The sequence below is a fragment of the Rhodopseudomonas sp. NSM genome, assembly GCF_052445935.1.
Lineage (GTDB): Bacteria > Pseudomonadota > Alphaproteobacteria > Rhizobiales > Xanthobacteraceae > Rhodopseudomonas.
On the sequence record NZ_JBQTCH010000001.1, the window covers coordinates 18,347 to 44,679 of the forward strand.

Annotated in this window: 20 protein-coding genes; 2 read left to right on the forward strand and 18 right to left on the reverse strand. The window is 67.9% G+C overall.

Annotated elements, in window-relative coordinates; all coding sequences use genetic code 11:
• Nucleotides 1-54: 54 nt before the first annotated feature.
• The gene (gene ligA / locus ACTZWT_RS00090) at nt 55-2,199 is read right to left on the reverse strand and encodes an NAD-dependent DNA ligase LigA (RefSeq protein ID WP_444767693.1); all 2,145 of its coding nucleotides are present in this window, start codon (nt 2,197-2,199) and stop codon (nt 55-57) included.
• Between the two features lie 145 nt (nt 2,200-2,344).
• On the opposite strand from ligA, the gene ACTZWT_RS00095 reads away from it, so the two are divergent.
• Nucleotides 2,345-2,632, forward strand: a complete 288-nt coding sequence (locus ACTZWT_RS00095) for a GIY-YIG nuclease family protein (RefSeq protein ID WP_444767694.1) — start codon at nt 2,345-2,347, stop codon at nt 2,630-2,632.
• Between the two features lie 173 nt (nt 2,633-2,805).
• Here ACTZWT_RS00095 and recN read toward each other — a convergent pair whose 3' ends face one another.
• The 8 genes from recN to ACTZWT_RS00135 form a co-directional block, all read right to left on the reverse strand.
• Entirely contained in the window at nt 2,806-4,491 is a 1,686-nt protein-coding gene (recN, locus tag ACTZWT_RS00100) for a DNA repair protein RecN (protein ID WP_444767695.1), read from the reverse strand.
• Between the two features lie 12 nt (nt 4,492-4,503).
• Nucleotides 4,504-5,409: an outer membrane protein assembly factor BamD gene (locus tag ACTZWT_RS00105; RefSeq protein WP_444767696.1), complete on the reverse strand. Its 906-nt coding sequence runs from the start codon at nt 5,407-5,409 to the stop codon at nt 4,504-4,506.
• 277 nt (nt 5,410-5,686) lie between these two features.
• Complete coding sequence (gene lpxC, locus ACTZWT_RS00110; RefSeq protein ID WP_444767697.1) at nt 5,687-6,649, reverse strand: UDP-3-O-acyl-N-acetylglucosamine deacetylase; 963 nt, start codon at nt 6,647-6,649, stop codon at nt 5,687-5,689.
• Nucleotides 6,650-6,995: 346 nt separating this feature from the next.
• Nucleotides 6,996-8,786, reverse strand: coding sequence for a cell division protein FtsZ (ftsZ, locus tag ACTZWT_RS00115; protein ID WP_444767698.1), 1,791 nt, complete (start codon nt 8,784-8,786; stop codon nt 6,996-6,998).
• 94 nt (nt 8,787-8,880) lie between these two features.
• On the reverse strand, nt 8,881-10,206 hold the full coding sequence (gene ftsA, locus ACTZWT_RS00120) for a cell division protein FtsA (RefSeq protein WP_444767699.1): 1,326 nt from the start codon (nt 10,204-10,206) through the stop codon (nt 8,881-8,883).
• The gene (locus ACTZWT_RS00125; protein ID WP_444767700.1) at nt 10,203-11,207 is read right to left on the reverse strand and encodes a cell division protein FtsQ/DivIB; all 1,005 of its coding nucleotides are present in this window, start codon (nt 11,205-11,207) and stop codon (nt 10,203-10,205) included. Before ACTZWT_RS00125 ends, ftsA begins: the two co-directional genes overlap by 4 nt.
• 272 nt (nt 11,208-11,479) lie before the next feature.
• Entirely contained in the window at nt 11,480-12,469 is a 990-nt protein-coding gene (locus tag ACTZWT_RS00130) for a D-alanine--D-alanine ligase family protein (RefSeq protein WP_444767701.1), read from the reverse strand.
• A 105-nt stretch (nt 12,470-12,574) separates the two neighbouring features.
• Entirely contained in the window at nt 12,575-13,894 is a 1,320-nt protein-coding gene (locus ACTZWT_RS00135) for a glycosyltransferase family 87 protein (protein WP_444767702.1), read from the reverse strand.
• Between the two features lie 275 nt (nt 13,895-14,169).
• On the opposite strand from ACTZWT_RS00135, the gene ACTZWT_RS00140 reads away from it, so the two are divergent.
• Nucleotides 14,170-15,003 carry a bestrophin-like domain gene (locus ACTZWT_RS00140; RefSeq protein WP_444767703.1) on the forward strand — a complete coding sequence of 278 codons (834 nt, stop codon included), beginning with the start codon at nt 14,170-14,172 and terminating at the stop codon, nt 15,001-15,003.
• A 4-nt stretch (nt 15,004-15,007) separates the two neighbouring features.
• Here the strand turns inward: ACTZWT_RS00140 and murB are convergent, their stop codons facing one another.
• From murB to ACTZWT_RS00185, 9 genes are all read right to left on the reverse strand, one after another.
• A complete protein-coding gene (murB, locus tag ACTZWT_RS00145) occupies nt 15,008-15,937 on the reverse strand; it encodes a UDP-N-acetylmuramate dehydrogenase (RefSeq protein WP_444767704.1) in 930 nt (309 codons plus the stop codon).
• Nucleotides 15,937-16,416, reverse strand: coding sequence for a DUF6653 family protein (locus ACTZWT_RS00150; RefSeq protein ID WP_444767705.1), 480 nt, complete (start codon nt 16,414-16,416; stop codon nt 15,937-15,939). Before ACTZWT_RS00150 ends, murB begins: the two co-directional genes overlap by 1 nt.
• A gap of 17 nt (nt 16,417-16,433) precedes the next feature.
• Complete coding sequence (gene murC, locus ACTZWT_RS00155) at nt 16,434-17,840, reverse strand: UDP-N-acetylmuramate--L-alanine ligase (protein ID WP_444767706.1); 1,407 nt, start codon at nt 17,838-17,840, stop codon at nt 16,434-16,436.
• A 131-nt stretch (nt 17,841-17,971) separates the two neighbouring features.
• Nucleotides 17,972-19,072, reverse strand: coding sequence for an undecaprenyldiphospho-muramoylpentapeptide beta-N-acetylglucosaminyltransferase (murG, locus tag ACTZWT_RS00160; RefSeq protein WP_444767707.1), 1,101 nt, complete (start codon nt 19,070-19,072; stop codon nt 17,972-17,974).
• Nucleotides 19,073-19,076: 4 nt separating this feature from the next.
• The gene (gene ftsW / locus ACTZWT_RS00165) at nt 19,077-20,219 is read right to left on the reverse strand and encodes a putative lipid II flippase FtsW (RefSeq protein ID WP_444767708.1); all 1,143 of its coding nucleotides are present in this window, start codon (nt 20,217-20,219) and stop codon (nt 19,077-19,079) included.
• A gap of 353 nt (nt 20,220-20,572) precedes the next feature.
• Nucleotides 20,573-21,973: a UDP-N-acetylmuramoyl-L-alanine--D-glutamate ligase gene (murD, locus tag ACTZWT_RS00170; RefSeq protein WP_444767709.1), complete on the reverse strand. Its 1,401-nt coding sequence runs from the start codon at nt 21,971-21,973 to the stop codon at nt 20,573-20,575.
• Nucleotides 21,974-22,154: 181 nt separating this feature from the next.
• Complete coding sequence (gene mraY / locus ACTZWT_RS00175) at nt 22,155-23,240, reverse strand: phospho-N-acetylmuramoyl-pentapeptide-transferase (RefSeq protein ID WP_444767710.1); 1,086 nt, start codon at nt 23,238-23,240, stop codon at nt 22,155-22,157.
• Between the two features lie 10 nt (nt 23,241-23,250).
• A complete protein-coding gene (locus tag ACTZWT_RS00180; protein ID WP_444767711.1) occupies nt 23,251-24,690 on the reverse strand; it encodes a UDP-N-acetylmuramoylalanyl-D-glutamyl-2,6-diaminopimelate--D-alanyl-D-alanine ligase in 1,440 nt (479 codons plus the stop codon).
• Nucleotides 24,687-26,159 carry a UDP-N-acetylmuramoyl-L-alanyl-D-glutamate--2,6-diaminopimelate ligase gene (locus ACTZWT_RS00185; RefSeq protein WP_444767712.1) on the reverse strand — a complete coding sequence of 491 codons (1,473 nt, stop codon included), beginning with the start codon at nt 26,157-26,159 and terminating at the stop codon, nt 24,687-24,689. Before ACTZWT_RS00185 ends, ACTZWT_RS00180 begins: the two co-directional genes overlap by 4 nt.
• Nucleotides 26,160-26,333: the final 174 nt, after the last annotated feature.

Genomic DNA, 26,333 nt, shown 5'->3' on the forward strand with positions numbered 1-26,333 from the left:
AGGCCGCCGCTGCGCGGCGGCGCCTCAGGATGACGGAGCACGCGCAGGAACGTTTCAGCCGATCAGCGCCAGCCACTCGTCCTCGGTCAGCACCGCGACGCCGAGGTCTTTTGCCTTGGTCAGCTTCGAGCCGGCGTCCTCGCCGGCGACGACGTAGTCGGTCTTCTTCGACACCGAGCCGGCGACCTTGGCGCCCAATCGCTCCGCCGCCGCCTTGGCTTCGTCGCGGGTGAACTTCGTCAGCGATCCGGTGAACACCACGGTCTTGCCGGCGACGGCGGTGTCGCGCCGCGCCTGCTCGGCCGGCAGCACGTCTTTCAACTCCGCGAGCAGCGCACCCAGCGCCGCGATGTTGCGCGGCTCGGCGAAGAACTCGACCACCGCGGCAGCGACGACCTCGCCGATGCCGGCGATATTGTCGAGATCCTGATACGCCTCCGACGTATTGCCTTCCTCAGTCTGCCCTTCCGCGGCGGCGCGCATCGCCGCCAGGAAGGCATCCAGCGTGCCGTAGTGCCGCGCCAGCAGCTTGGCGTTGCCTTCGCCGACATGGCGGATGCCGAGCGCGAAGATCAGCCGGTGCAGTTCGATGGTGCGCCGCGCGTCGATCGCCGCGAATAGGTTGCGCACCGAGGTCTCGCCATAGCCTTCGAGCTCTTCGAGCTTCAGCTCGGCATTGCGCGCCTGCAGCGTGAAGATGTCGGCGGGCTCCTGCACCCAGCCCTTCTCGTGAAACAGCACGATCTGCTTTTCGCCGAGCCCGTCGATGTCGAAGGCCAGCCGCGAGACGAAGTGCTTCAGCCGCTCCACCGCCTGCGCCGGGCAGATCAGCGCGCCGGTGCAGCGCCACACCGCCTCGCCCTCCTCGCGCGTCGCGTGACTGTGGCAGATCGGGCATTTGTGCGGAAATTCGTACTTGGGCAAGTCGGCCGGCCGCTTGTCGAGCACGACGCTGACGATCTGCGGAATCACATCGCCGGCGCGCTGCACCACCACGGTGTCGCCCTCGCGGATATCGACGCCGTCGCGCAGCGGCGAGCCGTCATTGCCGAGCCCCTTGATGTAGTCCTCGTTGTGCAGCGTCGCGTTCTGCACCACGACGCCGCCGACCGTCACCGGCTGCAATCGCGCCACCGGCGTCATCGCGCCGGTGCGGCCGACCTGGATGTCGATCTTCTCCAGCACCGTGGTCGCCTGCTCGGCGGCGAATTTATGCGCGATCGCCCAGCGTGGACTGCGCGAGACGAAGCCGAGGCGTTCCTGATAATCGAGCCGGTCGACCTTGTAGACCACGCCGTCGATGTCGTAGGGCAGCGACGCGCGCTGCTCGCCGATCCGGCGATAGAACGCGAGCGCGTCGTCGACGCTGGTACACAGCGTGATCTCGGGATTGACGACGAAGCCCGCCTGTTTCAGCCACGCCAGCATCTTGAACTGCGTCGGCTCGTCCATCGGATAGTCGCTCATCTCGCCCCAGGCATAGGCGAAGAATTTCAGCGGCCGCGACGCCGTGACCGCGACGTCCTTCTGCCGCAGCGAGCCGGCGGCGGAATTGCGCGGATTGGCGAACACGGTGTCGCCGGCTTCCTCCTGCCGCCTGTTGAGCGCGAGGAAATCCTGCTTCAGCATATAGACTTCGCCACGCAACTCGCAGGCGGCGGGCGGACGGCTCACGCGCAGTTCGTTGGGAATATCCTTGATGGTCCGCACATTGGCGGTGACGTCCTCGCCGGTGAAGCCGTCGCCGCGCGTCGCCGCGCGCACAAGTTCGCCGCGCTCGTAGCGCAGCGACAGCGACAGCCCGTCGATCTTCGGCTCGGCGACGATCGCCGGCACGTCGTCGAGCCGCAGGAAGCGCTGCACACGCTCGACGAACTCGGTCACCTCGTCGTCGGCGAACGCATTGCCGAGCGACAGCATCGGCACCGCGTGCTGCACCTTGGCGAAACCGCGCGCCGGCGCGGCACCGACGGTCTGCGTCGGCGACGAATCGCTGACCAGTTCGGGAAACTTCGCCTCGATCGCCTCGAGCCGCCGTCGCAGCCCGTCGTACTCCGCGTCCGAAACCGTCGGCGCGTCGTGCTGGTAGTACGCGCTGTTGTGCCGCTCGATCTCGAGCCGCAACCGCATCGCCTCCACCTTGGCTTTCGCTTTGGTGAGGGTGGCGATGTCGGGGGCGGGTTTGCTTTTTGCAGTCATCTTCGCACTTGAGATTCCGGGTTCGCGAGCTACGCTCGCGCCCCGGAATGACCGAGGTGATTGGGTTACGAACTCTACCGCGAGTCATTCCGGGGCGCTTGCGGCACGCAAGCGAACCCGGAATCTCGCCGCGCGCAAGGCGCCGGTGGCCTATTATGTCTATCTGCTCGCCAGTCGGAAAGACGGGGCGTTGTATATCGGCGTGACCAACGACCTCGTTCGCCGGGTGTACGAGCATCGAACCAAAGCCGTGGCGGGTTTCACGTCGAAATACAACATCGCCAGACTGGTGTGGTTCGAAATCCACGACGACCCGATTTCCGCGATCACGCGGGAGAAGGAGCTGAAGAAGTGGCGGCGGGCGTGGAAGGTTGCGTTGATCGAGCGGGACAATCCGGGGTGGGAGGACCTTTTCGACACGATCGTTCAATGATCGGGATCGAGGTGCCCTGAATCTCGGGATTCCGGGTTCGCTCGCTTCGCGAGCGCCCCGGAATGACGGCGTGTGTGGCTCCCACCTCTCAACGAGTCATTCCGGGGCGACCGCCGCGTAGCGGCGGACGAACCCGGAATCTCGACCGTCGTGGCACTGCGGATGTACGAACCCTACCCCGCCGCCTTGATCAGCCGGTCCGCCGCCGCCCTTGCCTCGGCGGTGATCTCCGCGCCGGCGAGCATGCGAGCGATTTCCTCGCGGCGGTGGTCCTGTTCCAGGGCGGCGACGCGGGTGGCGACGCGTTTGCCCTTGTCGAGCGCGGCTTTCGAGATCAGCAGATGCTGGTCGGCGCGGGCCGCGACCTGCGGGGCGTGGGTCACGGCCATCACCTGCACCTTGGTGGCGAGCCGCGCCAGGCGTCCGCCGATCGCGTCGGCGACGGCGCCGCCGACCCCGGTGTCGATCTCGTCGAACACCAGCGTCGGCGCCGAACCCTTGTCCGACAGCACCACTTTCAGCGCCAGCAGGAACCGCGACAGCTCGCCGCCGGAGGCGACCTTCATCATCGGCCCCGGCCGCGTGCCGGGATTGGTCTGCACCCAGAATTCGACGCGGTCGATGCCCTGCGGCCCCGGCGTCGCCGGATCGGCCTCGACCTGGGTCATGAATTTGGCGCGCTCCAGCTTCAGCGGCGCGAGTTCGCCGTTGACCGCCTTGTTGAGCTTGTCGGCGGCCTTGCTGCGCGATGCGGAGAGCTTCGCCGCGGCAGCGCTGTAGCGCGCATCGGCCTCGCCGGCGGCCTTCTCCAGCGCAACGAGTCGATCGGCGCCGGCGTCGATCAGCGCCACGTCGGCGGCATATTGCGCGGCGAGCGCGGCGAGCCCGTCCACCGGCGTCGAGTATTTGCGCGCCGCGGCGCGCAACGCGAACAGCCGCTCCTCGATCCGCTCCAGTTCGAGCGGGTCGAAATCGGCGGCGGCGAGCGCGGCGTTGAGGTGCTGGTCGGCTTCCTGCAGCGCGTTGATGGCGGCGTCGATCGCCCGCACCGCCGGCTCGACCAGTTGCGGCGCGGAGCCGGCGCGGCGCTCCAGCCGGCGCACGGCGGCGGCGAGCGCGGCCACCGGCGAATGATGGCCGCCGACCGCCTCCTGCGCCTCGCGCAGATCGGAGGCGATCTTCTCGCCCTGCATCATGCCGGTGCGGCGCTCGGCCAGCGCGGTCTCTTCGCCGTCCTGTGGCGCGAGCTTCTTCAGTTCGTCGGAGGCGTGGCGCAGATAGTCGGCCTCGCGCGCGGCGCGCTCCATGCCGGCGCGGTGGGCATCGAGCGCGGCCCGGGCGCTGCGCCGGCCCTCCCACAGCGTCTCCAGCGCGATGACGTCCTTCTCCAGCCCGGCGAAGGCGTCGAGCAGCCGGCGATGGGTGGCGGCGTCGACCAGCGCCCGCTCGTCGTGCTGGCCGTGGATCTCGACCAGCGTCGCGCCGACCGTTTTCAGGGTCTGCACGCTGACCGACTGGTCGTTGATGAAAGCGCGGGTGCGGCCGTCGGCGAGCTGAACCCGGCGCAGAATCAGTTCGCCGGAATCTTCGACATCACGGTCGTCGAGGCCGTTGGCGGACAGTATCGCGAAAGCGGGATGGCCGTTGGCGAGGTCGAAGGTCGCGGTCACCTGGCCATGCTCGGCGCCGTGGCGGACCAGCGCGGCATCGCCGCGGCCGCCCAGCGCCAGCGCAAAGGCATCGAGCAGGATCGATTTGCCCGCCCCGGTCTCGCCGGTCAGAACGGCGAGGCCACGGGAGAACTCGATATCGAGCCGCTCGATCAACACGATATCGCGGATCGACAGGCGCGAAAGCATGCGAGAAAAGTCCTATCCGAGACCGAGCTTCTTGAAGGACTTGCTGATCCAGGAGCCCTTGTTCTCGGTGGGTTCGAGTCCGCCGGACTTTACAAGATTATAAGCGTCTTTGTACCAGCGGCTGTCAGGAAAGTTGTGGCCAAGCACGGCGGCGGCGGTCTGCGCCTCGCCGACGATGCCGATCGCCATATAGGCCTCGGTCAGGCGCGCCAGCGCTTCCTCGACATGGCGGGTGGTCTGATAGCGCGTCACCACGGTCTTGAAGCGGTTGATCGCCGCGGCGTAATCGCGCTTCTCCATGTAATAGCGGCCGACATCCATCTCCTTGCCGGCGAGCTGGTCGCGGGCGCCTTCCAGCTTCTGCTTGGCCTGGGTGGCGTATTCGGAGGTCGGATATTTGCGGATGACCTCCTCGAGCGCTGCGATCGCCTTCTCGGTGCGACCCTGATCGCGGGAGATGTCGGGGATCTGGTCGTAATGCGACGCCGCGATCAGATATTGCGCGTAGGCCGCGTCCGGGCTGCCCGGATGCAGCGTGACATAGCGCGTGGCGGAGCCGATGCAGCTGTCGTAGTCGCCGGCCTGGTAGAACGAATAGGCCGACATCAGCAGCGATTTGCGCGCCCAGTCGGAATAAGGATGCTGGCGGTCGACTTCCTCGAATTTCTTCGATGCCGCCTTCGGATCCTTCTCCTTGTTCATCAGGTACAAGCCCTCATTGTAGAGCTTGTCCGCCGGCTCGTCGTTGAACTTGTCTTCGTCCTTGGCCAGGAATTTGTCCCAGATCGCCCCGGTGCCGCAGCCGCCGAGCGGCAGCGCCAGCATCATCAGGCTGGCGACCAAGGGAAGGCTGCGCCAGAACCGATCGCTTCTGCGCAAGACCAGCCTGTTTCGCAGTCCGAGCCTCTGTGCCGACATCAATTCCAACCTGACATACTGGAGAACGGTGCGCCCCGGCATCCGATCAGGCCGCAATGGCAAAAGCCACCGACCTGTCCCCGAAGCATGGAGTCGACCTCCGGCTGTGTAGCCGAAAAAGGTTACTGGACCAACCGGGTACGCAGGCATTTCGCCGGGAATAAGGCGATCGGACGGCAGCCGGTCTGACTCCGCCAAGTCGCCGGACGACCGGAGATGGCATTGCGGCGGATGATGTGCAGCGAGGCGTCACGCAATCGACGGCAGGTCCGTCGGATCAGGACCGATCCGGGCCGTAGGCCGGGGCCACCATGCCACCGGCCAGGCGGGTGACGGATTCGGCATGTCCCCGGACCGGGCGGCGCGCCGGCTCGGCTTCGATCACGCGGAAATTGGTGCGATCGGCCAGCAGCGCGGTCAGCACCGAATGATTCAGCTTGTGGCCGCCGCGCATCGAGCGATAGGCGCCCAGAATCGGCAGGCCGGCCAGCGCCAGATCGCCGATCGCGTCGAGCAGCTTGTGGCGGGCGCATTCGTCGGCGTAGCGCAGGCCTTCGGTATTGAGCAGCCGCTCGTCGTCGAACACCACCGAATTCTCGAACGACGCGCCGAGCGCGTAGCCCATCTCCCACAGCCGGGCGACGTCGCTCATGCAGCCGAAAGTGCGGGCGCGGGCGATTTCACGGCGGAACGCTTCCGGTTCGACACCGAGGGTGTAATTCTGCCGGCCGATGACCGGATTGGCGAAGTCGATCGCGACCTCGACACGGAACCCACCGGTATAGGGGCGAAGCTCGCCGAACGAGTCGCCGTGCGACACGCGCACCGGCTTGAGAACCTGGATGAAGCGGCGGGGCGCCGATTGCTCGCGGATGCCGGCCTGATCGATCGCGGCAACGAAGGGAGCAGCGCTGCCGTCCATGATCGGAACTTCGGGGCCGTCGACTTCGATCGTGGCATTGTCGATGCCCATGCCACGCAGCGCGGCGAGGACGTGCTCGGCCGTCGAAACCAGCGGGCCGTCGCTGTCGCCCAGCACGGTGGCGAGTTCGGTGGCGACCACCGATTTGGCGTTGGCCTGGATTTCGCGATCGCCGCCGTCGAGACCGCTGCGGACAAAAATATAACCCGCGTCGATGGATGCGGGTCCGATGGTGAGGCTGGCCGGCCGACCGGAATGAACACCTACGCCCGTGACCGTGGCTTGCGATCGCAGCGTTGTCTGCCGGCTGAATTTCATGCGTTATTGCCCACCAATGACCACCTGTCAGTCGGCACCGGACGATTTGTCCGGGGCGACTCGACCGTGCGTCCCCAAGTCCCGGAAACCATAGCACTGCCTCAAAGAGCGCCAACTCACGCTTTTTTACGGATTGTTACCCCAACTCCGCCGCATTACCGCCGCGGGCTCCTCGATTTCGGACTCAATCATGGCAGGGCCGGACCCGTTCCAAATTGTGACGTTCTATTTTTCTATTCTTTAGAACAACGACTTATCGGCAGATCACAGCCTTCGCGGGGACCCAAAAAAAGACCCCGGAAGCTGCCTTCCGGGGTCCTGTCATCGTCAGAAATGAGGCATCGGATCAGTTCGCCTGACGCCGCAGGAAGGCGGGGATATCGAGATGGTCGTCGCCCTGTGGCTGTTGGGCAACAGGTGCCGGGCGGCCGTGAACGTCGAGGCCCTGCGGCGCCGGACGCTTGGCATATTCCGAGACCGGGTCGTGAGCGGCCATCTGGTCGGCGATGCTGCGCTGCGGACGACGCTCCGGCATCGGCGGCATCTGCGGCATGGCGGGCGCGGCGGCGCTCCGGACCGGGGCGGATGGCTCGGATTCGTCTTCGCGACGGCTGAGGCCATTGGCGAGACGCTGCAGCAGCGACAGCCGGGTCTTCTGCGGCTCGTCGTCGATCTCGCCGCGCGCGGCCTGACGGATCTCGTTCTGGGCCGGCACCGGCAGTTCGTCGAACCGCGGCATCCGCGGCGCGCGCAACGCGGCGCGGTCGGGTTGCTGCGGAATGAAGGCGTCGGGGGTCTCCGGCTCCTCGTTCACCGCGCGCGCCGGCTCGACGTCGGGGAACAGCGACGGCTTCTGCGGAATCGGACGGACGGTGACGTCGCCATAGGACGCGGACTGGACGGGCGCCTGAGCGACCTGCTGGGCCGGCATCTGCTCGTTGCTGACGGCGGCGGCGATCGCGGCGAGCGCAGCGCGCTCGACATTGGCGGCGCGCGCCACCGGGGCGGCGGCCGGCGCCGGCGACGCCGGGACCTGCGCCGCGCGGGCGGCGGCGGCTTCGGCGATGCGCTGGTTGTCGGCGCGCAGCTTGGCGGTCAGTTCAGCCAGACGGCTGTCAGCCGGCGCAGCATTGGAAGCCGCGCCGGCTGCGGCTGCGTTCCGCGACAACTGCGCCTGCTCGATGCCGGTGGCCACGACCGAAACCCGGATGATGCCGTCGAGGCTCTCGTCGAAGGTGGCGCCGACGATGATGTTGGCGTCCTGGTCGACTTCCTCGCGAATACGAGTCGCGGCTTCGTCGACTTCGAACAGCGTCAGGTCCTTGCCGCCGGTGATCGAGATCAGGAGGCCGCGGGCGCCCTTCATCGAGGAATCGTCGATCAGCGGGTTGGCGATCGCGGCTTCGGCGGCGGTCAGCGCGCGCTTCTCGCCGGAGGCTTCGCCGGTGCCCATCATCGCCTTGCCCATCTCGCGCATCACGGCGCGGACGTCGGCGAAGTCGAGGTTGATCAGCCCTTCCTTGACCATCAGGTCGGTGATGCAGGCGACGCCCGAATACAGCACCTGGTCGGCCATCGCGAAGGCGTCGGCGAAGGTGGTCTTCTCGTTGGCGACGCGGAATAGATTCTGGTTCGGGATGATCAGCAGCGTATCCACGACCTTGTGCAGGTCGGCGATGCCGGTCTCGGCGGTCCGCATCCGCCGCGCGCCTTCGAAGTGGAACGGCTTGGTGACGACGCCGACGGTGAGGATGCCCATCTCGCGCGCCGCCTTGGCGATCACCGGGGCCGCGCCGGTGCCGGTGCCACCGCCCATGCCGGCGGTGACGAACACCATGTTGGCGCCGGTGAGATGATCGCGGATCTCGTCGATGACTTCCTGCGCCGCAGCGGAGCCGACATCGGGCTGCGAGCCGGCGCCGAGGCCCTGCGTCACCTGGGTGCCCATCTGGATCAGCCGCTGCGCCTTCGACATCGTCAGCGCCTGCGCGTCGGTGTTGGCGACGACGAAATCAACGCCATCGAGCCCGGCGGTGATCATGTTGTTGACCGCGTTGCCGCCGGCGCCGCCGACGCCGAACACGGTGATCCGGGGCCGCAGCTCGCGAATGTCAGGAACGTTGAGATTGATGGTCATGAGTTGCCTCTCGATTACGCGCGCGTTGGTTCGTGAAGTCCCGGGCGATCGGCCTGGACAATTTGTGAAAGCGGAAGGGGGCGGAAAAGAGTCATCAGAAGCCCTCGCGCAGCCAGCGGCCGACCTTGCCGAAGTAACCGGGGTGGTCGGCGGTCCGGACCTGGCGGGAGTGCCTGGGCTCGATGTGTTCGAGGTGGGCGTATTGCGGATACACCAGCAGCCCCGTGGGAACGGCGAAGGATGCGCTCTTGGCCTCGGTGGGAAGCCGGCCGAAGCCGAGCGGACGGCCGACCCGCACCGGGCGGCCGAGAATGCGCGTCGCGAGTTCGGGAATGCCGGTGAGCTGCGACGCGCCGCCGCTCAGCACCACGCGCGCGCGCGGCTCTGCAGCAAACGGCGAATCCGCCAGCCGGTCCCGGACCATCTCAAAAATCTCCTCGGCGCGATGCCGGATGATGTTCGCGATCGTCGCGCGGGAGATCACTTGCGGAGTATCCCGCTCATTGTCCCCGGCGGCAGGGATCGACATCAGCTCGCGCGCATCAGAACCGCCGGTTAGCACCGTGCCATATAACGTCTTGATTCGCTCGGCATCCGCAATGCACGCGCCGAGGCCACGCGCGAGATCCATCGTGATGTGATGCCCGCCGAGCGCAAATCCGGCGGCGTGGACGAAGCGGCCGGCCGAGTAGATCGCCATCGTCGTCGTCCCCGCCCCCATCTCGATCAGCGCGGCGCCGATATCGGCTTCGTCGTCGGTCAGCACCGACAGGCCTGCGACATAAGGACTCGCCGCCATCGCCTCGACCTCGAGATGACAGCGCTCGACCGCGAGCATCAGGTTCCTGGCGACGGTGGCGTCGGTGGTGACCACGTTCATGTCGACGCCGAACTGACGGGCGACCATGCCGCGCGGATCGCGGATGCCCTTGACGCCGTCGAGCGTGTAGCCGATCGGCAGCGCGTGCAGCACGGCGCGGCCCGGCGCGGTGGCGTGGTGCATGCCGGTCGAGGTGACGCGGCCGACGTCGTCGGTGGTGACCGCGCCGCCCCTGATATCGGCGGCGGCTTCGATCAGCTGGCCCTGCAGCCGGCCGGCCGACACCGACAGCAGCACCGACTCGACCCGCACCTTGGCCATCCGCTCGGCGAGCGCGACGGCGTGGCGGATCGCCTTCTCGCACTCGACCATGTCGACCACGGCGCCGGCCTTGACGCCGCGCGACTGGATCTGGCTGTAGCCGACCAGTTCGACGGCGTGGCTGCGGCCACGCAGCGCGTCCTTCGGCGGGCACGGCTTGAGCCGCGCGATCATGCAGGCGATCTTGCTGGTGCCGATGTCGAGCGACGCCACCATCGCGGTGCGATGCGGCGGCATCGGGCGGGTCTTCGGCGTCTGGGTGCGATCGAAGCCGGTCACGCGTCACCAGCCTTCTTCTTGGACTTCTTGTCCTTGCTGAACTGCTCCTCGCGCGCCTTCGCGGCATTGTCCGACAGCCGCACGGTCAGGCGATCGGGCAGCCGCATGTCGATCGCGGTGATGTCGCGCGAAAACAGTTTGTCGTCCTGGTCGAGCTTGCTCAGCATCGCCAGCGAATTGCCGACCTCGTGCTCCGGCAGCCGGATCACCAGGCCGCTGCTCAGCCAGACATTCCAGCGCCGCTCGCCGACCAGCGCGACCGCGCGGGTCTGCGACTGCACCTGCGGATAGCGCGCCAGCAGCGCCAGGAAATCCTTGGCGCGTTCGCCGGCACCCTTCCCGACCACCAGCGGCAGCGACAGGAAGCGGCGCGCCACATACGGCTCCAGCACGGCGCCGTCCTCGGCGATCACCGAGGTGCGACCGTCGAGTTGCCAGCGCGCGAAGGCGGTGCGCTCGACGATGTCGATCTGCAATTCGCTCGGATAGAACTTCAGGACCGTGGCGTCGGCGATCCACGGGTTGGCTTTCAGTTTGTCACGCACCGCCGCCGCGTCGAGGAACAGCAGCGACGATCGCCCGGTGACGCCGCCGATCGCCAGAATCTCGTCCTGCGTCAATTGCTTGCGGCCGCTGATGGCGACCTGCTCGATGCGGAAGCCGGCGATGTTGGCGACCGCGTTGCGGGCGTCGTCCACCCCCTGAACGAACTCATCGACATGGCCGCCCTTGACGATGCCGAGCCCGGCGCTGCCGAGCAATATCAGCATGGTGGCGACGACGCCGATCCGGCGCGGCGTGTACTTCTCCAGCAGGGCGATGATGCCGCGTTGCGGCTCGGGCCGGGCCAGCCGCCTGGTCGGGCGCGGCTGCGGCTGCGGCCGGTTGCGGCGGGCCATCCGATGGCGCAGCAGCGCGACGGCCGCGACGGCGACCGCTTTCAGATCAGACTGAATCCCCGACAGTCGCGACGACTTGGCGAGGCGCCCTCCACCATGCATTGCTTGCGCTCATACTCGTTGTGCCCGCAACCAACCGGGCTCAGGCGCAAGTGACGGCTCGATGCTGCACGGGATCGCGTCGCGGAGAATCCGCCCGGTCACGCCGCCGCAGCCGAGCGTCAGAATGCGCGGCCAGCGTTAACCTTCGGCTCTCCTGGTAAACAAAAAGTAAAGACACCCGGTTCAGGCCGGGAATTGTTACGTTTGCTGAGGGATTTGCGAGCGCGCGCGGCATTTTTGCAGCGCGATATGCGGGAACCCGACGAAAGTCGTTAACGCCGGACACCGCGTTCCGCGAGCGCGATCTGGCCGTGCAGGAAATCGACGAAGGCGATCCCCTGCGCCTGCAGCGCCTTGGGGTAGAGCGACGCCTTGGTCAGGCCGGGCAGCGTGTTGGTCTCGAGAAAGATCGGACCGTCCGCGGCGACGATGAAGTCGGATCGCGAATAGCCGCGGCAGCCCATCACCCGGTGCGCCTTAACGGCATCGTCCATGATCGTCGCCGAGATCTGTGGCGCGAACCGGCCGGGGCAGATCTCCTGGGTCGATTTCGCGAGATATTTCGCGGTGTAGTCGAAGCCGCCGTCGGCCGGTACGATCTCGATCGGCGGCAGCGCCAGCAGCGAGCCGTCGGCCTGCTCCAGCACGCCGCAGGTCGCCTCGATGCCGGACACGAATGGCTCGATCAGATAGTCTTCGGTTCTGGCCGCGTTGCGCACCGCGACCAGGTCCTGCTTCGCATTGATGAAAAACAGGCCGTAGCTCGACCCGTCCCGGGCCGGCTTGGCGATCAGGCGGCCGTGGGCGGCCAGCGCCGCCTCGGCGTCCGCGAGCGCGATGCCGGCCGGCGCACGCACGCCGGCGATCGCGGCGAAGCGCTTCGCCGCCACCTTGTCGAAAGCGAGATGCGACGCCGCCGCGCCGGAGCCGGTGAACGGCACGCCGCGCAATTCGCACATCGCCTGCAACTCGCCGTTTTCGGCAACGCCGCCGTGCAGACCCAGCACCAGCAGCCGCTGTTCGGACGCTGCGCGATCGAGCGCGCGCACCAGCGGACCGATGGTCTCGCCGGCGGGCTGAAACGCCTCCTCGAACGGCCGCGCATGCGCCAGCAGCGCCTCCGCGGTCACGGCATGAACGCTGTCGTCGTCGTTCCAGAACCACAATTCGGCGTCGGGCAGCGCGGCGTGCAGCGCCTGCGCCGAGGCGACCGACACCAGTCGCTCCTTGCTGGTGCCGCCGAAGAGAATTGTCTGTCGCATGAATTCGGTCCGCCGTGCGGGTCCCTGTTCGATCGATGGTGCGTGAAGCGGCACGGGCCGGCGCGGGCGCAATCTCCCCGATTTGGCTGATTCGGAGAAGCCGCGCTATCGCGCCCGCCGCAGGCAGACGAGACCCCAGCCCAGCAGCGCCACGATCGCCGGCGTCACCAGCCCGATCACGCGCAGCGGCTGCCACAGCCCGCCTTCGGTCGCGACCATGCCGAGCCACACCACGCCGGCCCAGGCGATCAGCAGCGGCACGATCCTGACCTCGCCGCTGCGGCGCCACGCATCGAGCTGCACCACCGCCACCAGCGGAGCGACGAAGGCGACGTAGTTCGGCTGCGACACCGACAGGATCACCGGCAACGCCGCGCACAGGATGGCGCCGCCGATCAGCAGCGCTTCGGACGGCGGCGGCTGTGGCCCCGTCAGGCGCCAGAACCGGCCGTGGCCGATCCACAGCAGCGCCGCCGCGAACGCGGCGTTGAAGGCCATCTGTCCTGCGGTGGCGAAGGCCGGCAGCGTGTCGGCCACGGGCAGGCCGCCGGCGCCGATCCGCGTCAGCATCGCGCCGATGCTCAGCATGTCGTAGGAGGTGAAGGTGATTTCGGCGGCGATCTTGGCGTTCGGCACGCCGGTGAGAATGCCGCTGAGATGCTCGCTCCACATCGCGGTGTAGAGCTTCACCACTTCGGACGGGCCGAGGCACAGCATCGGCACGACGAACAGGAACACCAGGCTGAAACCGGCCGTGGCCAGCACCGTCTTGACGTCCCGCCGCAGCAGCGGAAACAGCAGCAGCGCGATCGGAAACAGCTTGATGGTGAAGCCGATCGCCAGCGCGCACGCCGCCGCATAGACCCGGCCCTGCACATAGAGCACGAGGAATGCCACCATCGTCAGCAGCACCAGCGCGCTCGGCTGGCCGCGGCCGAAGCCGTCGCCGATGAATGGCAGCAGCGTCGCCAGCGGCCCGATCCGCAGCATCCACCAGCCATTCCAGTCCGTCTGCCGGAGCAGCGGCGGCGCGCTGCGTTCGAGCGCCCTCGCCCACCAGTCGATCGCGATCAGCACGGCGGCGGCGCTGAGGGCGTACCAGACCGCGACCGACAGCGGCAGCGGCAGCGCCCAGGCCGGCTTGGGATAGCCGTCGAGCGGATAGGCGAACGGCCCCATCAGCAGCGCGAACAACGGCGGGTAGTGATAGGTCCAGCCGTGATGGTCGGCGACTTCATACAGCGGGTAGCCGGTCCACACCGCCCAGCCGGCGCGGAAGAACACCTGCACGTCGCCGAACCCGTGCACCGCCGATCGCTTCACCACGATCGGCAGATAGACGCAAAGCGCCAGCGCGACGGCGGCGATCAGCGCGATCTCGTACCAGTGCAATTGCCGCAGCCGCGGCGCGAATTGTCGTTGCAACGAGATCGCTCCAGTCGAATTTTCGGCGTGAATGGCACCCCGGCGGGGCGGAACAATGGCGCGTGCGTTGCTGGCCGTGTAGGTGAGGCAAGACAGACCCGACAGCAGGCCCGCCTTCGCGACGCTTGTAAAGGGGCAGTCCCGGCGCGACCGCGCCGCTCGGTGGACGGACCCGGCAGAACCGGTCAAGGTCCACCGCGCAAGGCATCGGACAGGCTCCCGATTCGGCAACGACCGTGGCGCCGGGGACACAACGATCGATACTGGGAATCAAGATGATCAGGGCGTGGCTCGACCTTCCCACCTACGGCACCTTCGTCACGCTGGCGCTGTTGTACTACGGCGTCGCGCTGGCGCTGGTCGTCCTGACCTGCGCCTCGCCGCTGCGCGGACCGGTCTCCAGGCTGAACGGTATCGTCGCGCCGTTCTTCTCATCGGTCGCGGTGCTGTTCGGATTGCTCACCGGTTTCCTCGGCTACGACGTCACCGAGCGCAATCGGCAGGCCTCCCGCGCGGTGCAGGCCGAGGCCGGCGAACTGCAGAACCTGTATACGCTCAGCGTCGCCTCCGTCACCGACATGCGCGATATCCGCATCGCGCTGAAGGGCTATGCCTCGTCGGTCCTGCTTGACGAATGGCCGGCCGCGCATGGCGAGAGCGCGCCGCGGACCAATGCGGCCTACGACGTACTGCTCAACGAACTGAGCGAGCCCGCGATCAGTCGCGACGCCAGCGCCGCGGTCCACGTGGCGATGCTCAGCGCCGCGGTGCGGGTCGGCACCGCCCGCAATGCAAGGCTCAGCCTGTCGACCGATCGCACCAGCGACCTGAAATGGATCTCGGTGCTGCTGCTCGGCGTGATCACCCAGGTGGCGCTGACGCTGGTGCACCTCGACAAGCCGCGCGCGATGCTCGCGGCGCTAACGGTGTTCGGCACCGGGGCGATCGTCGCGCTCGGCATGATCGCGCTGCAGGAAGATCCGTTCGGCGGCGTGTTCCGGGTATCGCCGAAGCCGATCGAGCGGCTGCTCGCGCTGCCCGACACGGTGGCGCCGCCCGCGCCCGCCCAACCGCCTGCGACGGCTCCGCCCTCCGCCGCGCCGAAGTAATCGCTCAGCCTGCCGTCCCGGCGGCGACGCCGATCCGCTTGATCTCCCATTGCAGTTCGATGCCGGACTGCGCCTTGACGCGTTCGCGCACGGTGTCGCCCAGCGTCTCGATATCGGCCGCGGTGGCGTCACCGGTGTTGATCAGGAAGTTGCAGTGCATCTCGGAAACCTGCGCGCCGCCGATGCGCAGCCCGCGGCAGCCCGCGGCGTCGATCAGCTTCCAGGCGCTGTGGCCCGGCGGATTCTTGAAGGTCGAGCCTCCGGTCTTCTCGCGCACCGGCTGAGCCAACTCGCGATGCGCCTGCACCTCGTTCATCTTGGCGCGGATCGCGTCCGGCGATGCCGGCGTGCCGCGAAACCGGGCCGAGGTGAAGATCAGCGACGGATCCGCGCCGCTATGACGGTAGCTGAACTGCATCCCCGCGCCATCGATGATGTGGCGGCGGCCGGCGCGGTCGAGCGCGGTGGCGTCGATCAGCACGTCCCTGGTCTCGCGGCCGTTGGCGCCGGCGTTCATCCGCAGCGCGCCGCCGATCGTGCCGGGAATGCCGAAATAGAATTCGAGTCCGCCGAGTTTCGCCGCCGCTGCCGTCTCGGCGACGCGCTTGTCGAGCGCGGCCGCACCGGCATGGACGATCTCGCCGTCGCTGCGCGCTTCGCCGAAGCCGCGCGGCGCGAGCCGGATCACCACGCCCGGCAGACCGCCGTCGCGCACGATGAGATTGGAGCCGACCCCGATGCACAGCACCGGCACCTCCGCCGGCAGCAGCGACAGGAAGTAACCGAGATCGTCCTCGTCCGCGGGGGTGAACAGCACCTGCGCGGGGCCGCCGACACGAAACCAGGTCAGCGGCGCCAGCGGCTCATTGCCGAGCAGCCGGCCGCGTAGTTCGGGCATCGCGGCTTTGAGATCGGCGGCGAGAGCGGAAGACATCAGTACAGCCAAGAGCGATACTCCGGGCGTTGATCCTTCATGTCCTCGAACAGCCACACCATCCGGTCGACGAACCAGGTCTTGGCGAGCATCACCACCACCGCCCCCAATGCGGTGATGGCGAGATCGAACACGATCAGTCCCCACGCCAGCAACGGCAGGCCCGCCATCGAGATGCCGGCGGCGACGCCGGGGACAATGCGATGCCGGGCCGGCACCTCGTCGCGCTGCAGGGCGACCCAGATCCGTTCGCCGAGCACGGCTTTCGAGGCCCAATTGTCGGTCGAGACCGGCGGCGGAAACGCGCGCGGATTATAGGCCAGCCAGGCGATCGTGAGCCCGATCGGCGCCAGCGCCCACCAGCCGAGCCACGCCCGGCTCCAGATCGCCGCGATCAGCACCGGGAACGCCGCGTAGCGCGTCCATACGCTCCATGGATTCGCGTGCCGCTTCCAGGTCTCGTCGCTCAGGACAGCCATCGGCGCCTCCTCTTGCGTCAGCTACCCAGCGCCTTCAATTCGCCCGGCAGTGCATAGGCCCATTGGGTGATATTGCCGGCACCGAGGCAGACGACGTAGTCGCCGCTGCCGGCGACGCCGGCGACGACGCCGGCGAGCGATCCGGAATCCTGCAGCGGGATGACGTTGCGATGGCCGTGGGCGCGCAGGCCGAGCACGAAGTGATCGCGGTCGATGCCCTGGATCGGCGCCTCGCCGGCCGGATAGACGTCGGCGACGATGACGCTGTCGGCGTCGTTGAAGCAGGTGCAGAATTCCTCGAACAGCGATTGCAGCCGCGTGAAGCGATGCGGCTGCACCACGGCGATCACTTTGCCGTCGGTCGATTGTCGCGCCGCCTTCAGCACCGCGGCGATCTCGACCGGATGATGGCCGTAATCGTCGATGACGGTGACGCCGTTCCACTCGCCGGTCTTGGTGAAGCGGCGCCGCACGCCGCCGAACGCCGCCAGCGCCTTGCGGATGGTGTCGTCGGACAGGCCGAGTTCGTGCGCCACCGCGATCGCCGCCACGGCGTTCAGCGCGTTGTGCGGCCCCGGCATCGGCAGCATCAGATCGGCGATCTCGTGCGCGGTGCCGGCCTTGCGATCGCGGAACGCGACCTTGAATGTGGAGCCGGCGCCCGAGGGCTTGAGGTCGAGCAGCCGCGCGTCGGCCTGCGGATTCTCGCCGTAAGTGATGATGCGGCGGTCCTCGATCTTGCCGACCAGAGTCTGCACCACCGGGTGATCGATGCACATCACCGCGAAGCCGTAGAACGGCACGTTCTCGACGAAATTGCGGAATGCGTCCTGCACCGCATCGAAAGTCTTGAAGTGATCGAGATGTTCCGGGTCGACATTGGTGACGATCGCCACATCGGCCGGCAGCTTCAGAAACGTGCCGTCGCTCTCGTCGGCCTCGACCACCATCCAGTCGCCGGCGCCGAGCCGGGCGTTGGTGCCGTAGGCGTTGATGATGCCGCCGTTGATCACGGTCGGATCGAAATCGCCGGCGTCGAGCAGCGCCGCGACCATCGAGGTCGTCGTGGTCTTGCCGTGGGTGCCGGCGATCGCGACGCAGCTCTTCAGCCGCATCAGTTCCGCCAGCATCTCGGCGCGCCGCACCACCGGGATGCGCTGCGCCCGCGCCGCCAGCAGTTCCGGATTGTCGCGCTTGATCGCCGTCGACACCACCAGCACGTCGGCGCCGGCGACATTGTCGGCCTGATGGCCGACATGGATCTGGATGCCCTTTTCGCGCAGCCGGTTGACATTGGCGCTCTCGGAAGCGTCGGAGCCCTGCACCGTGTAGCCGAGATTGCACAGCACCTCGGCGATGCCGCTCATGCCGATGCCGCCGATCCCGACGAAGTGGATGGGTCCGATCTCGCGCGGCAGTCTCATTGGCAGTTCCCTGAAATCATCGTCCGGAGCGGACGGCAGATCGGCGCGGCGGCCCGATTCGGGCGGCCTGCGTCCCCTTGGATGCCCCGCTTCCGCTCACGCTGACAAGCGTAAATTAGGCTTGAAATCGCTTAAATCCGTGCCACCCGCGTCACCATATCGGCCAGCCGCTCCGCCGCGTCGAGCCGGCCGACGGTACGGGCCGCCTGTGCCATCGCGCCGAGCTTGTGCGGATCGGCGGCGAGCGCCGCGATCTCGGCGGCCAGTCGCTGCGGAGTGAAATCGCCCTGCGCGATCCGGATCGCGCCGCCGGCGTCGGCCAGCACGCCGGCATTGGCGAACTGGTCCTGATCCAGCGCGCCCGGCAGCGGCACCAGGATCGACGGCCGGCCGATCGCGCCGAGTTCGGCGACGGTGCCGGCACCGGACCGGGATACCACGAGCTGACTGGCGGCCAGCCGCGCCGGCAGATCGGAGAAGAACGGCGCGAGTTCGCAGCTCAGTTCCAGCCGATCGTAGACCGCCCTCACCCGCGCCATGTCCTCGTCGCGGACCTGCTGCGTCAGCACCATCCGCCGCAGCAGCGCCGGATCGAGCTGCTCGATCGCGCCCGGCACGATATCGGCCATCACCCGAGCGCCCTGACTGCCGCCGACGACGAGCAGGCGCAGCGGCCCCTCCGCAGCGGGTGGCGCGAACGGCACCGCGGCGGCGGCGAGGATCGCCGGCCGCATCGGCGTGCCGGTGGTGGTGGTCTTCGCCGCCAGCGCCGGATCGCGGTCGAGCACGCCCGGCAGCGAGGTCGCGATCGCCGTGACACCCTTCGACAGCAGCCGGTTGGCGCGGCCCATCACCGCATTGGAATCGTGGATCAGCGTCGGAATCCGCAACGCCCGCGCCGCAAACAGCGGCGGCAGCGTCGGATAGCCGCCGAAGCCGACCACCGCGGCGGGCTTCAGCCGCAGCATCAGCGCCAGCGCCTTTGCGGTCCCGGCGCCGAGCACAAGCCCGGTGCGGCCGAGCGCCCACGGCGTCCTGCCACGCACCGTCTCGCTCGGCACCATGTCGATCATGTCGGCGGAGAACAGCCCGCTGTAGCGCATCGCGCGGCTGTCGGTGACGAGCCGCACGCGCAGCCCGCGCTTCATCAGCACCACGCCGAGCGCCTCGGCGGGGAACAGATGCCCGCCGGTGCCGCCCGCCGCGAGCAGGATGAGGGGCGCGTCGGTCATGGCGTCACGCGTAGCCCGGCGCGGCGCCGATGGCATTGACCTCGGTCTTCGGCCGCTGCCGCGTCAGCGCCAGCATCATGCCGACCCCATAGGCCAGCGACACCATCGAGGAGCCGCCATAGGAGATGAACGGCAGCGTCATGCCCTTGGCCGGGATCAGTTGCAGATTGACCGACATGTTGATCGCAGCCTGGATGCCGAACAGGATCGCCAGCCCGGACGCAGCGAAGCGCGCGAACATGTCGTCGGATTTGTAGGCACGCGACAGCGTGCGCAGCACGATGAAGGTGAACAGCGCCAGCAGCGCCAGGCACAGGATGATGCCGAACTCCTCGCCGGCGACCGCGAACACAAAATCGGTGTGGCTGTCCGGCAGGCTGCGTTTGGCGATGCCCTCGCCGGGCCCCAGACCGAACCAGCCGCCATTGCTGAACGCCTCGCTCGCCATGTCGACCTGGAACGTATCGCCCGACGCCGGATTCATGAAGCGCTTGATGCGGCCGGCGACGTGCGGAACGAACAGATAGGCCGCGAACAGACCGCCTGCGGCGACGCCGGCCAGCCCGAACACCCAGACGATACGCATCCCCGCGATGAAGAACAGCGCGCCCCACACCATCAGCACCAGCATGGTCTGGCCGAAATCCGGCTCCATCACCAGCAGCGCTACCAGCGTCAGCAGCAGCGCCATCGACATCGAGGTCGCCGGCATCTCCGGCCGCCGCGCCGCTTCCGAGAACAGCCACGCCGCCAGCACCACGAAGGACGGCTTGGCGACCTCCGAGGCCTGGATGTTGAGGCCGAGCAGCGTGATCCAGCGCCGCGAGCCCTTCACTTCCGGGCCGAACATCAGCGTCGCCACGATCAGCACGATGCTGACGGCGAACACGATCAGCGCCGTGCGCCGGATCTGCCGCGGCGACAGGAACGAGACGCCGATCAGCACGATCAGCGACGGCGCCAGGAACAGCACATGGCGATTGAAAAAATGGAACGGGTCGAGCCCGATCCGGGTCGCGACCGGCGGCGACGCCGCCAGCGACAGGATCACGCCCGCCAGCATCAGCGCGATCAGCGCCACCAGCAGCACGCGGTCGATGGTCCACCACCATTCGCTGAACGGGGTGCGTTGCTCACGGGAAATCATCGGCGATCCTGGGCCAGAGGTCGGCTTATTGGTGCGCCCGCGTGGTTGCCAAGAGGTTAATGGAAAGGGAAGGAATCGAGGTTGTGAACACCGGACCAAGAGCCGTAGCGAACCTTGAACCTCGCCCCGCCCTTTTGCGGGGAGAGGTCGGAAGTCACGCGCAGCGGGACTTCCGGGTGAGGGGCGAGGCACGGCCGATCAACAAGGAAGGCCCATCCGTGGGCCTGCAGCGGAAGAGCCAGCGCTAACCGAGAGTTCAGCCCGCGTGGCAATCCCGTGCCTGGCCCCTCACCCGCCCGGCTACGCCGGTCGACCTCTCCCCGCAAAGAGCGGGGCGAGGTTAAGTCAGCGACTCACACCACCGGCACGACGCCGTCCAGCGCCGTCACCAGATCGCGGAACCTGGTGCCGCGGATTTCGAAATTGCGGAACTGGTCGAACGAGGCGCAGGCCGGTGACAGCAGCACGACCGGCTCCGGCAGCCCCGACGCCGCGGCGTCGCGTGCGGCGGCCGGCACCGCATTGTCCAGCGTCTCGCTGATCTCGTAGGCCACCCGCCCTTCCAGCGTCGCGGCGAATTCCTGCGCCGCCTCGCCGATCAGATACGCCTTGCGGATGCGCGGAAAGTACTCGGCGAGGCTTTCGATGCCGCCGGTCTTCGGCTTGCCGCCGGCGATCCAGAAGATCTCGCCGAACGACGACAGCGCCTTCGCGGTGGCGTCGGCATTGGTGCCCTTGGAGTCGTTGACGAACAGCGTCAGCCCCTGCCTGCCGACCTGCTCCATCCGGTGCGCGAGGCCCGGGAAGCTGCGCAGCCCCTTCTGCAGCAGCTCGGCGCTGACGCCGAGCGCCAGCGCCGCAGCCGAGGCCGCCGCCGCGTTCTGCGCGTTGTGCAGGCCGCGCAGCGAGCCGATGCCGCCGAGCTTTGCAATCTCATGCGATGCGCCGCCATCGGCGCGCACGATGGTCTCCCGATCGGCGGTGATGCCGGAGGCCAGCGGCTGCTTCACCGAAATTCGCACCACGCGCTTGCCGGCGCGTTCCAGCCGGTCGGCGGCGTCGCGGCCAAAACCATCGTCGACGCCGATGATCGCGGTGCCGCCGTCCTGCACGCCGGCGACCAGCCGCTCCTTCACCGCTGCGTAGTGCTCGATCGTGCCGTGGCGGTCGATGTGATCCTCGGTGACGTTGAGCAGGATGCCGACGCTGGGATCGAGCGACGGCGTCAGGTCGATCTGGTAGGACGACATCTCGATCACATGCACCCGGCCCGCGCTTGGCGGCTCCAGCGACAGGATCGCGGTGCCGATATTGCCGCCCATCTGGGTGTCGTAGCCGGCCTGCCGCATCAGATGCGCGATCAGCGCCGTGGTGGTCGACTTGCCGTTGGTGCCGGTGATGGCGACGAACGGCGCGGTCGGCGCGTGCAGCCGCCGCTCGCGGCAGAACAGCTCGACGTCACCGATCACCTCGACGCCGGCCTCGCGCGCCTTGAGCACGCTCCAGTGCGGCGTCGGATGCGTCAGCGGCACGCCCGGCGTCAGCACCAGCGCGTCGAAATTGCTCCACGACAGGTTGCGCAGATCAGCGGTGATGAAATTCGCCTGCGCGGCTTCGACCATGCGGTCGAGATTGTCGTCGCAGGCAATCACTTCGGCGCCGCCGGCACGCAGCGCGTGGCAGCTCGCCAGTCCGGAACCGCCGAGCCCGAACACCGCGACGGATTGCCGCGCGAAGGAGGTGACGGGGATCATCGGCGCGCTCCGACCACAAGCGCCTCGCCCGCAACCAGCACAGCGTCATCCTGAGGTGCTCGCCGCCTTCGGCGAGCCTCGAAGGATGGCGGCGTGTGCCCGTGGCCATCCTTCGAGGCTCGCAAGAGCTCGCACCTCAGGATGACGCTGCGGCGGCGGCAATGGTCCAGCATGAAAACCCTCACCGCAGCTTCAGCGTCGAGAGGCCGGCGAGCGCCAGGATCACCGCGATGATCCAGAATCGGATGACGATCTGCGGCTCGGTCCAGCCCTTCTGCTCGAAATGGTGATGGATCGGCGCCATCCGGAACACGCGCTTGCCGGTCAGCTTGAACGACGCCACCTGCACGATCACCGACACCGCCTCGAGCACGAACAGGCCGCCGATCACCGCCAGCACGATCTCGTGCTTCACCGCCACCGCGATCGAGCCGAGCATGCCGCCGAGCGCCAGCGAGCCGGTGTCGCCCATGAAGATCGAGGCCGGCGGCGCGTTGAACCACAGAAAACCGAGGCCGGCGCCGAGTAGCGCCCCGCACAGCACCGCCAGTTCGCCGGTGCCGGCGACGTAGTTGATCTGCAGATATTCGGCGAACACCGCGTTGCCGACCAGATAGGAGATCATGCCGAAGCTCGCGGCCGCGATCATCACCGGCACGATGGCGAGGCCGTCGAGGCCGTCGGTCAGGTTGACCGCATTGCCGGCGCCGACGATCACGAAGGCGCCGAAGATCACGAAGTACCAGCCGAGATTGAGCACGACCTCCTTGAAGAACGGAAGTACCAGCGCGCTCGACAGCGTGCCCCGGCCGACCCAAACCAGCGCGAAGCACGCCAGGCCCGCGATCGCGAATTCGATCAAGAGCCGGCTGCGCCCGGAAATGCCCGCATGGGTCTGCTTGGTCACCTTCATGTAGTCGTCGTAGAAACCGACGAAGCCGAAGCCGAGCGTCACCGCCAGCACGATCCAGACATAGGGGTTGAGCAGGTTGGCCCACAGCACCGTGCCGACCGTCAGCCCCGACAGGATCATCAGGCCGCCCATCGTCGGCGTGCCTCTCTTGCTGACGAGATGCGATTGCGGGCCGTCGCTGCGAATCGGCTGGCCCTTGCCCTGGCGCAGCCGCAGATTGTCGATGATCCACGGCCCACACAGGAACACGAACAAAGCGCCCGTCACCACCGCTCCGCCGGTGCGGAAGGTGATGTAGCGAAAGACGTTGAAGGCAGGAAACGAGCTGGAAAAATCGATCAGCCAATAGAGCATTGAAGCCGCCTCACACCGCAGCGTCGTCGAGCGCGGCCTTGCCGGGAAAGCGCTTCTCGAGCGCGGTGACAATCGTTTTCATGCGCGAACCGAGCGAGCCTTTGATCATCAGCACGTCGCCGGTCCGGATCGCCGCCACCACCTGAGATTCGAGTGCGGCCGCGCTCTCTGCATAGCCGCCCCGTTTGCCCGAGGAAAGGGCGTCCCACAGATTGCGCATCAGCGGCCCGCAGCAGAACACCAGATCGATTGCGTTGGTCTGCACCGCCTCGGCGAGGCCGCGATGCAGCTCCGGCCCGGCGGGTCCGAGTTCCAGCATGTCGCCGAGCACCGCGATGCGCCGCCCCTGCCCGCTGATCTCGGCGCTGCCGAGCACGCCCAGCGCCGCCGCCATCGAAGCCGGATTGGCATTGTAACTCTCGTCGATCAGCGTCGCTTCGCCCTGCCCGAGTTCGATCGCGCGGCGGACGCCGCGGCCGGCGGCGGGCTGAACCTGCGCCAGCGCCAGCGCGGCCAGCGCGAGGTCGGCGCCGACCAGTTCCGCCGCGGCCAGCACGGCGAGCGAGTTGATCGCGATGTGGCGGCCGGGGATGTTGAGCTTGTAGGTGACGTCGTGGCCGAGGATGCTCGCATCCACCGCTGAGCAATCCGCATGCAGCGCGATGTCGCGCAGCCGCGCATCGGCCTTGGCGTGGACGCCGAACGAGACGATGCGTCCGACTCCGGCTTTGCGGGCGCTCGCGGCGAGCCGTTTGAACATCGGATTGTCGCGGTTCAGCACTGCAATGCCGCCGGGCTCCAGGCCTGCGAAGATTTCCGCCTTGGCGTCGGCGATCGCCTCGATGCCGGCAAAGAATTCGAGATGCACCGGCTCCACCGTGGTGATGATCGCCAGATGTGGTCGCACCATCTTGACCAGCGGTTCAATTTCGCCGGCGTGATTCATGCCGATCTCGAACACCGCGTAGCGCACGTCGGCCGGGCAGCGCGCCAGCGTCAGCGGCACGCCCCAGTGATTGTTGAACGAGGCCACCGAAGCGTGGGTCTCGCCCTGGCTGCCCAGCACGCCGCGCAGCGCCTCCTTGGTCGAGGTCTTGCCGACCGAGCCGGTCACCGCGATCACCTTGGCGTCGAGCCGCGCCCGCGCCGCGCGGCCGAGATCGCGCAAGCCGTCGAGCACGTCGTCGACCACCAGCAGCGGCGCGTCGGCGGCGAACTTGCCGCGCTGCGCCGTCTCGACCACCGCCAGCGCCGCGCCGGCCTTCAGCGCCGCCTCGACGAAGGCGTGGCCGTCATGGACGTCGCCCTTGATCGCGAAGTAAGCGTCGCCCGGCGCCAGCGTGCGGCTGTCGATCGAAATGCCGAACACGTCGCGCGCCGGCGTGCCGTTGATCGCGGCGTGCATCGCCTCGACCATCGCCTCGGACGTCCACAGCGGTTGTTTGCTCATGCCGCGCTCGCTGACAGCGCCGCCGCGGCGGCTTCGTGATCACTGAAGGGCAGCACCGTGCCCTGCACGATCTGCCCGGTTTCATGGCCCTTGCCGGCGATCAGCAGCGCGTCGCCGGGCTCGAGCGCCGCGATCGCCGTGCGAATCGCCTCGGCGCGATCGCCGATCTCGCGGGCGCCCGGCGCGGCGGCGAGGATCGCTGCGCGGATCGCCGCGGGATCTTCGCTGCGCGGATTGTCGTCGGTGACGATGACGGCGTCGGCTTGCCCGGCCGCGATCGCGCCCATCAAGGGCCGCTTGCCGGCATCGCGATCGCCGCCGGCGCCGAACACCACGACGAGCTTGCGCTTCGCATAAGGCCGCAGCGCCTGCAGCGACTTGGCCAGAGCGTCGGGCTTGTGTGCGTAGTCGACGAACACCGGCGCCCCATTGCGCGCGCCGACCCGCTCCAGCCGGCCCGGCGCGCCTTCGAGATGATCGAGCGCGGCGAACACCGAAGCCGGATCGCCGCCGGTGCCGATCGCGAGCCCGGCCGCGACCAGCGCGTTCTCGATCTGGAATTCGCCGACCAGCGGCAGACGGACCTGGTAGTTGCGCCCGGCATGTTCGAGCGTGAGCGTCTGCGCGAGGCCGTCGATCGCGGCCTCGATCAGCCGGATGCCGTCGCCGGCGTCGCCGTTGCGGCCGACGGTCATCAGCCGCAGGCCCCGCGTCCGCGCCGCCTCGATCACCTGCGCCGAGCAGTCGTGATCGGCCGAAATCACCGCGGCGCCGCTTGCGGCAACGAGGTCGCGAAACAGCCGCAGCTTTGCCGCAAGATAATGCGCGACGTCGGGATGGTAATCCATATGGTCGCGCGACAGGTTGGTGAAGCCGCCGGCGGCGACGCGGACGCCGTCGAGGCGGAACTGATCGAGCCCGTGCGACGAGGCTTCGAGCGCCAGATGCGTGACGCCCTCGCGCGCGATCTCGTCGAGCGAGCGATGCAGCGCGATCGGATCCGGCGTCGTCAGCGAGCCGTAGACGCTGCGCGTCGGCGTCACGAGTCCGATCGTGCCGATGCTGGCGGAGGCATGGCCGAGCCGCTGCCAGATCTGCCGCGTAAACGCTGCCACCGAAGTCTTGCCGCTGGTGCCGGTGACCGCGGCGATGGTCTGCGGCTGCTGCGGAAACAACCGCGCGGCGGCGAGCGCCAGCGCGCGGCGCGGATTGGTCAGGCGAACGAAGGGCACGGCAAGCTCACCCGCGGGCGGATGATCGCCGGCCACCGCAATGGCGCCGGCCTCGATCGCAGCGGCAATGAAGCGCGCGCCGTCGGTCTTGGCCCCGGCCAGCGCGAAGAACACATCGCCCGGTTTCACCGCGCGGCTGTCGACCGCGAGGCCGCCGGCGTCGAGATCGGCGGCATCGGGCGCCAGACCCGGCGCGACGTTCGTGGCGGCGTCGCTGAAGAGGTCAATGAGCTTCATGGTCGCGGTCTGGCCGATCTGACTAACAATTCGCCCACCAAGTTCGTCATTGCGAGGAGCGAAGCGACGAAGCAATCCAGTTCATTGCACTGCGCTCTGGATTGCTTCGCTTCGCTCGCAATGACGTGGCGAGTCATTGATTCCTCGGGACGCCGAGCGGAAGCCCGGCCGTTC

What these genes read in the sequence shown, in the direction of transcription:
- recN (WP_444767695.1), bottom strand. Translation starts at nt 4,491, where the DNA reads ATGCTTTCGCGCCTGTCGATCCGCGATATCGTGTTGATCGAGCGGCTC.
- ACTZWT_RS00180 (WP_444767711.1), bottom strand. Translation starts at nt 24,690, where the DNA reads ATGAGCAAACAACCGCTGTGGACGTCCGAGGCGATGGTCGAGGCGATG.
- lpxC (WP_444767697.1), bottom strand. Translation starts at nt 6,649, where the DNA reads ATGAAATTCAGCCGGCAGACAACGCTGCGATCGCAAGCCACGGTCACG.
- ftsZ (WP_444767698.1), bottom strand. Translation starts at nt 8,786, where the DNA reads ATGACCATCAATCTCAACGTTCCTGACATTCGCGAGCTGCGGCCCCGG.
- mraY (WP_444767710.1), bottom strand. Translation starts at nt 23,240, where the DNA reads ATGCTCTATTGGCTGATCGATTTTTCCAGCTCGTTTCCTGCCTTCAAC.
- murB (WP_444767704.1), bottom strand. Translation starts at nt 15,937, where the DNA reads ATGTCTTCCGCTCTCGCCGCCGATCTCAAAGCCGCGATGCCCGAACTA.
- murG (WP_444767707.1), bottom strand. Translation starts at nt 19,072, where the DNA reads ATGACCGACGCGCCCCTCATCCTGCTCGCGGCGGGCGGCACCGGCGGG.
- murC (WP_444767706.1), bottom strand. Translation starts at nt 17,840, where the DNA reads ATGAGACTGCCGCGCGAGATCGGACCCATCCACTTCGTCGGGATCGGC.
- ftsW (WP_444767708.1), bottom strand. Translation starts at nt 20,219, where the DNA reads ATGATTTCCCGTGAGCAACGCACCCCGTTCAGCGAATGGTGGTGGACC.
- ACTZWT_RS00105 (WP_444767696.1), bottom strand. Translation starts at nt 5,409, where the DNA reads ATGTCGGCACAGAGGCTCGGACTGCGAAACAGGCTGGTCTTGCGCAGA.
- ACTZWT_RS00150 (WP_444767705.1), bottom strand. Translation starts at nt 16,416, where the DNA reads ATGGCTGTCCTGAGCGACGAGACCTGGAAGCGGCACGCGAATCCATGG.
- ACTZWT_RS00185 (WP_444767712.1), bottom strand. Translation starts at nt 26,159, where the DNA reads ATGAAGCTCATTGACCTCTTCAGCGACGCCGCCACGAACGTCGCGCCG.
- murD (WP_444767709.1), bottom strand. Translation starts at nt 21,973, where the DNA reads ATGATCCCCGTCACCTCCTTCGCGCGGCAATCCGTCGCGGTGTTCGGG.
- ligA (WP_444767693.1), bottom strand. Translation starts at nt 2,199, where the DNA reads ATGACTGCAAAAAGCAAACCCGCCCCCGACATCGCCACCCTCACCAAA.
- ACTZWT_RS00125 (WP_444767700.1), bottom strand. Translation starts at nt 11,207, where the DNA reads ATGCATGGTGGAGGGCGCCTCGCCAAGTCGTCGCGACTGTCGGGGATT.
- ACTZWT_RS00130 (WP_444767701.1), bottom strand. Translation starts at nt 12,469, where the DNA reads ATGCGACAGACAATTCTCTTCGGCGGCACCAGCAAGGAGCGACTGGTG.
- ACTZWT_RS00140 (WP_444767703.1), top strand. Translation starts at nt 14,170, where the DNA reads ATGATCAGGGCGTGGCTCGACCTTCCCACCTACGGCACCTTCGTCACG.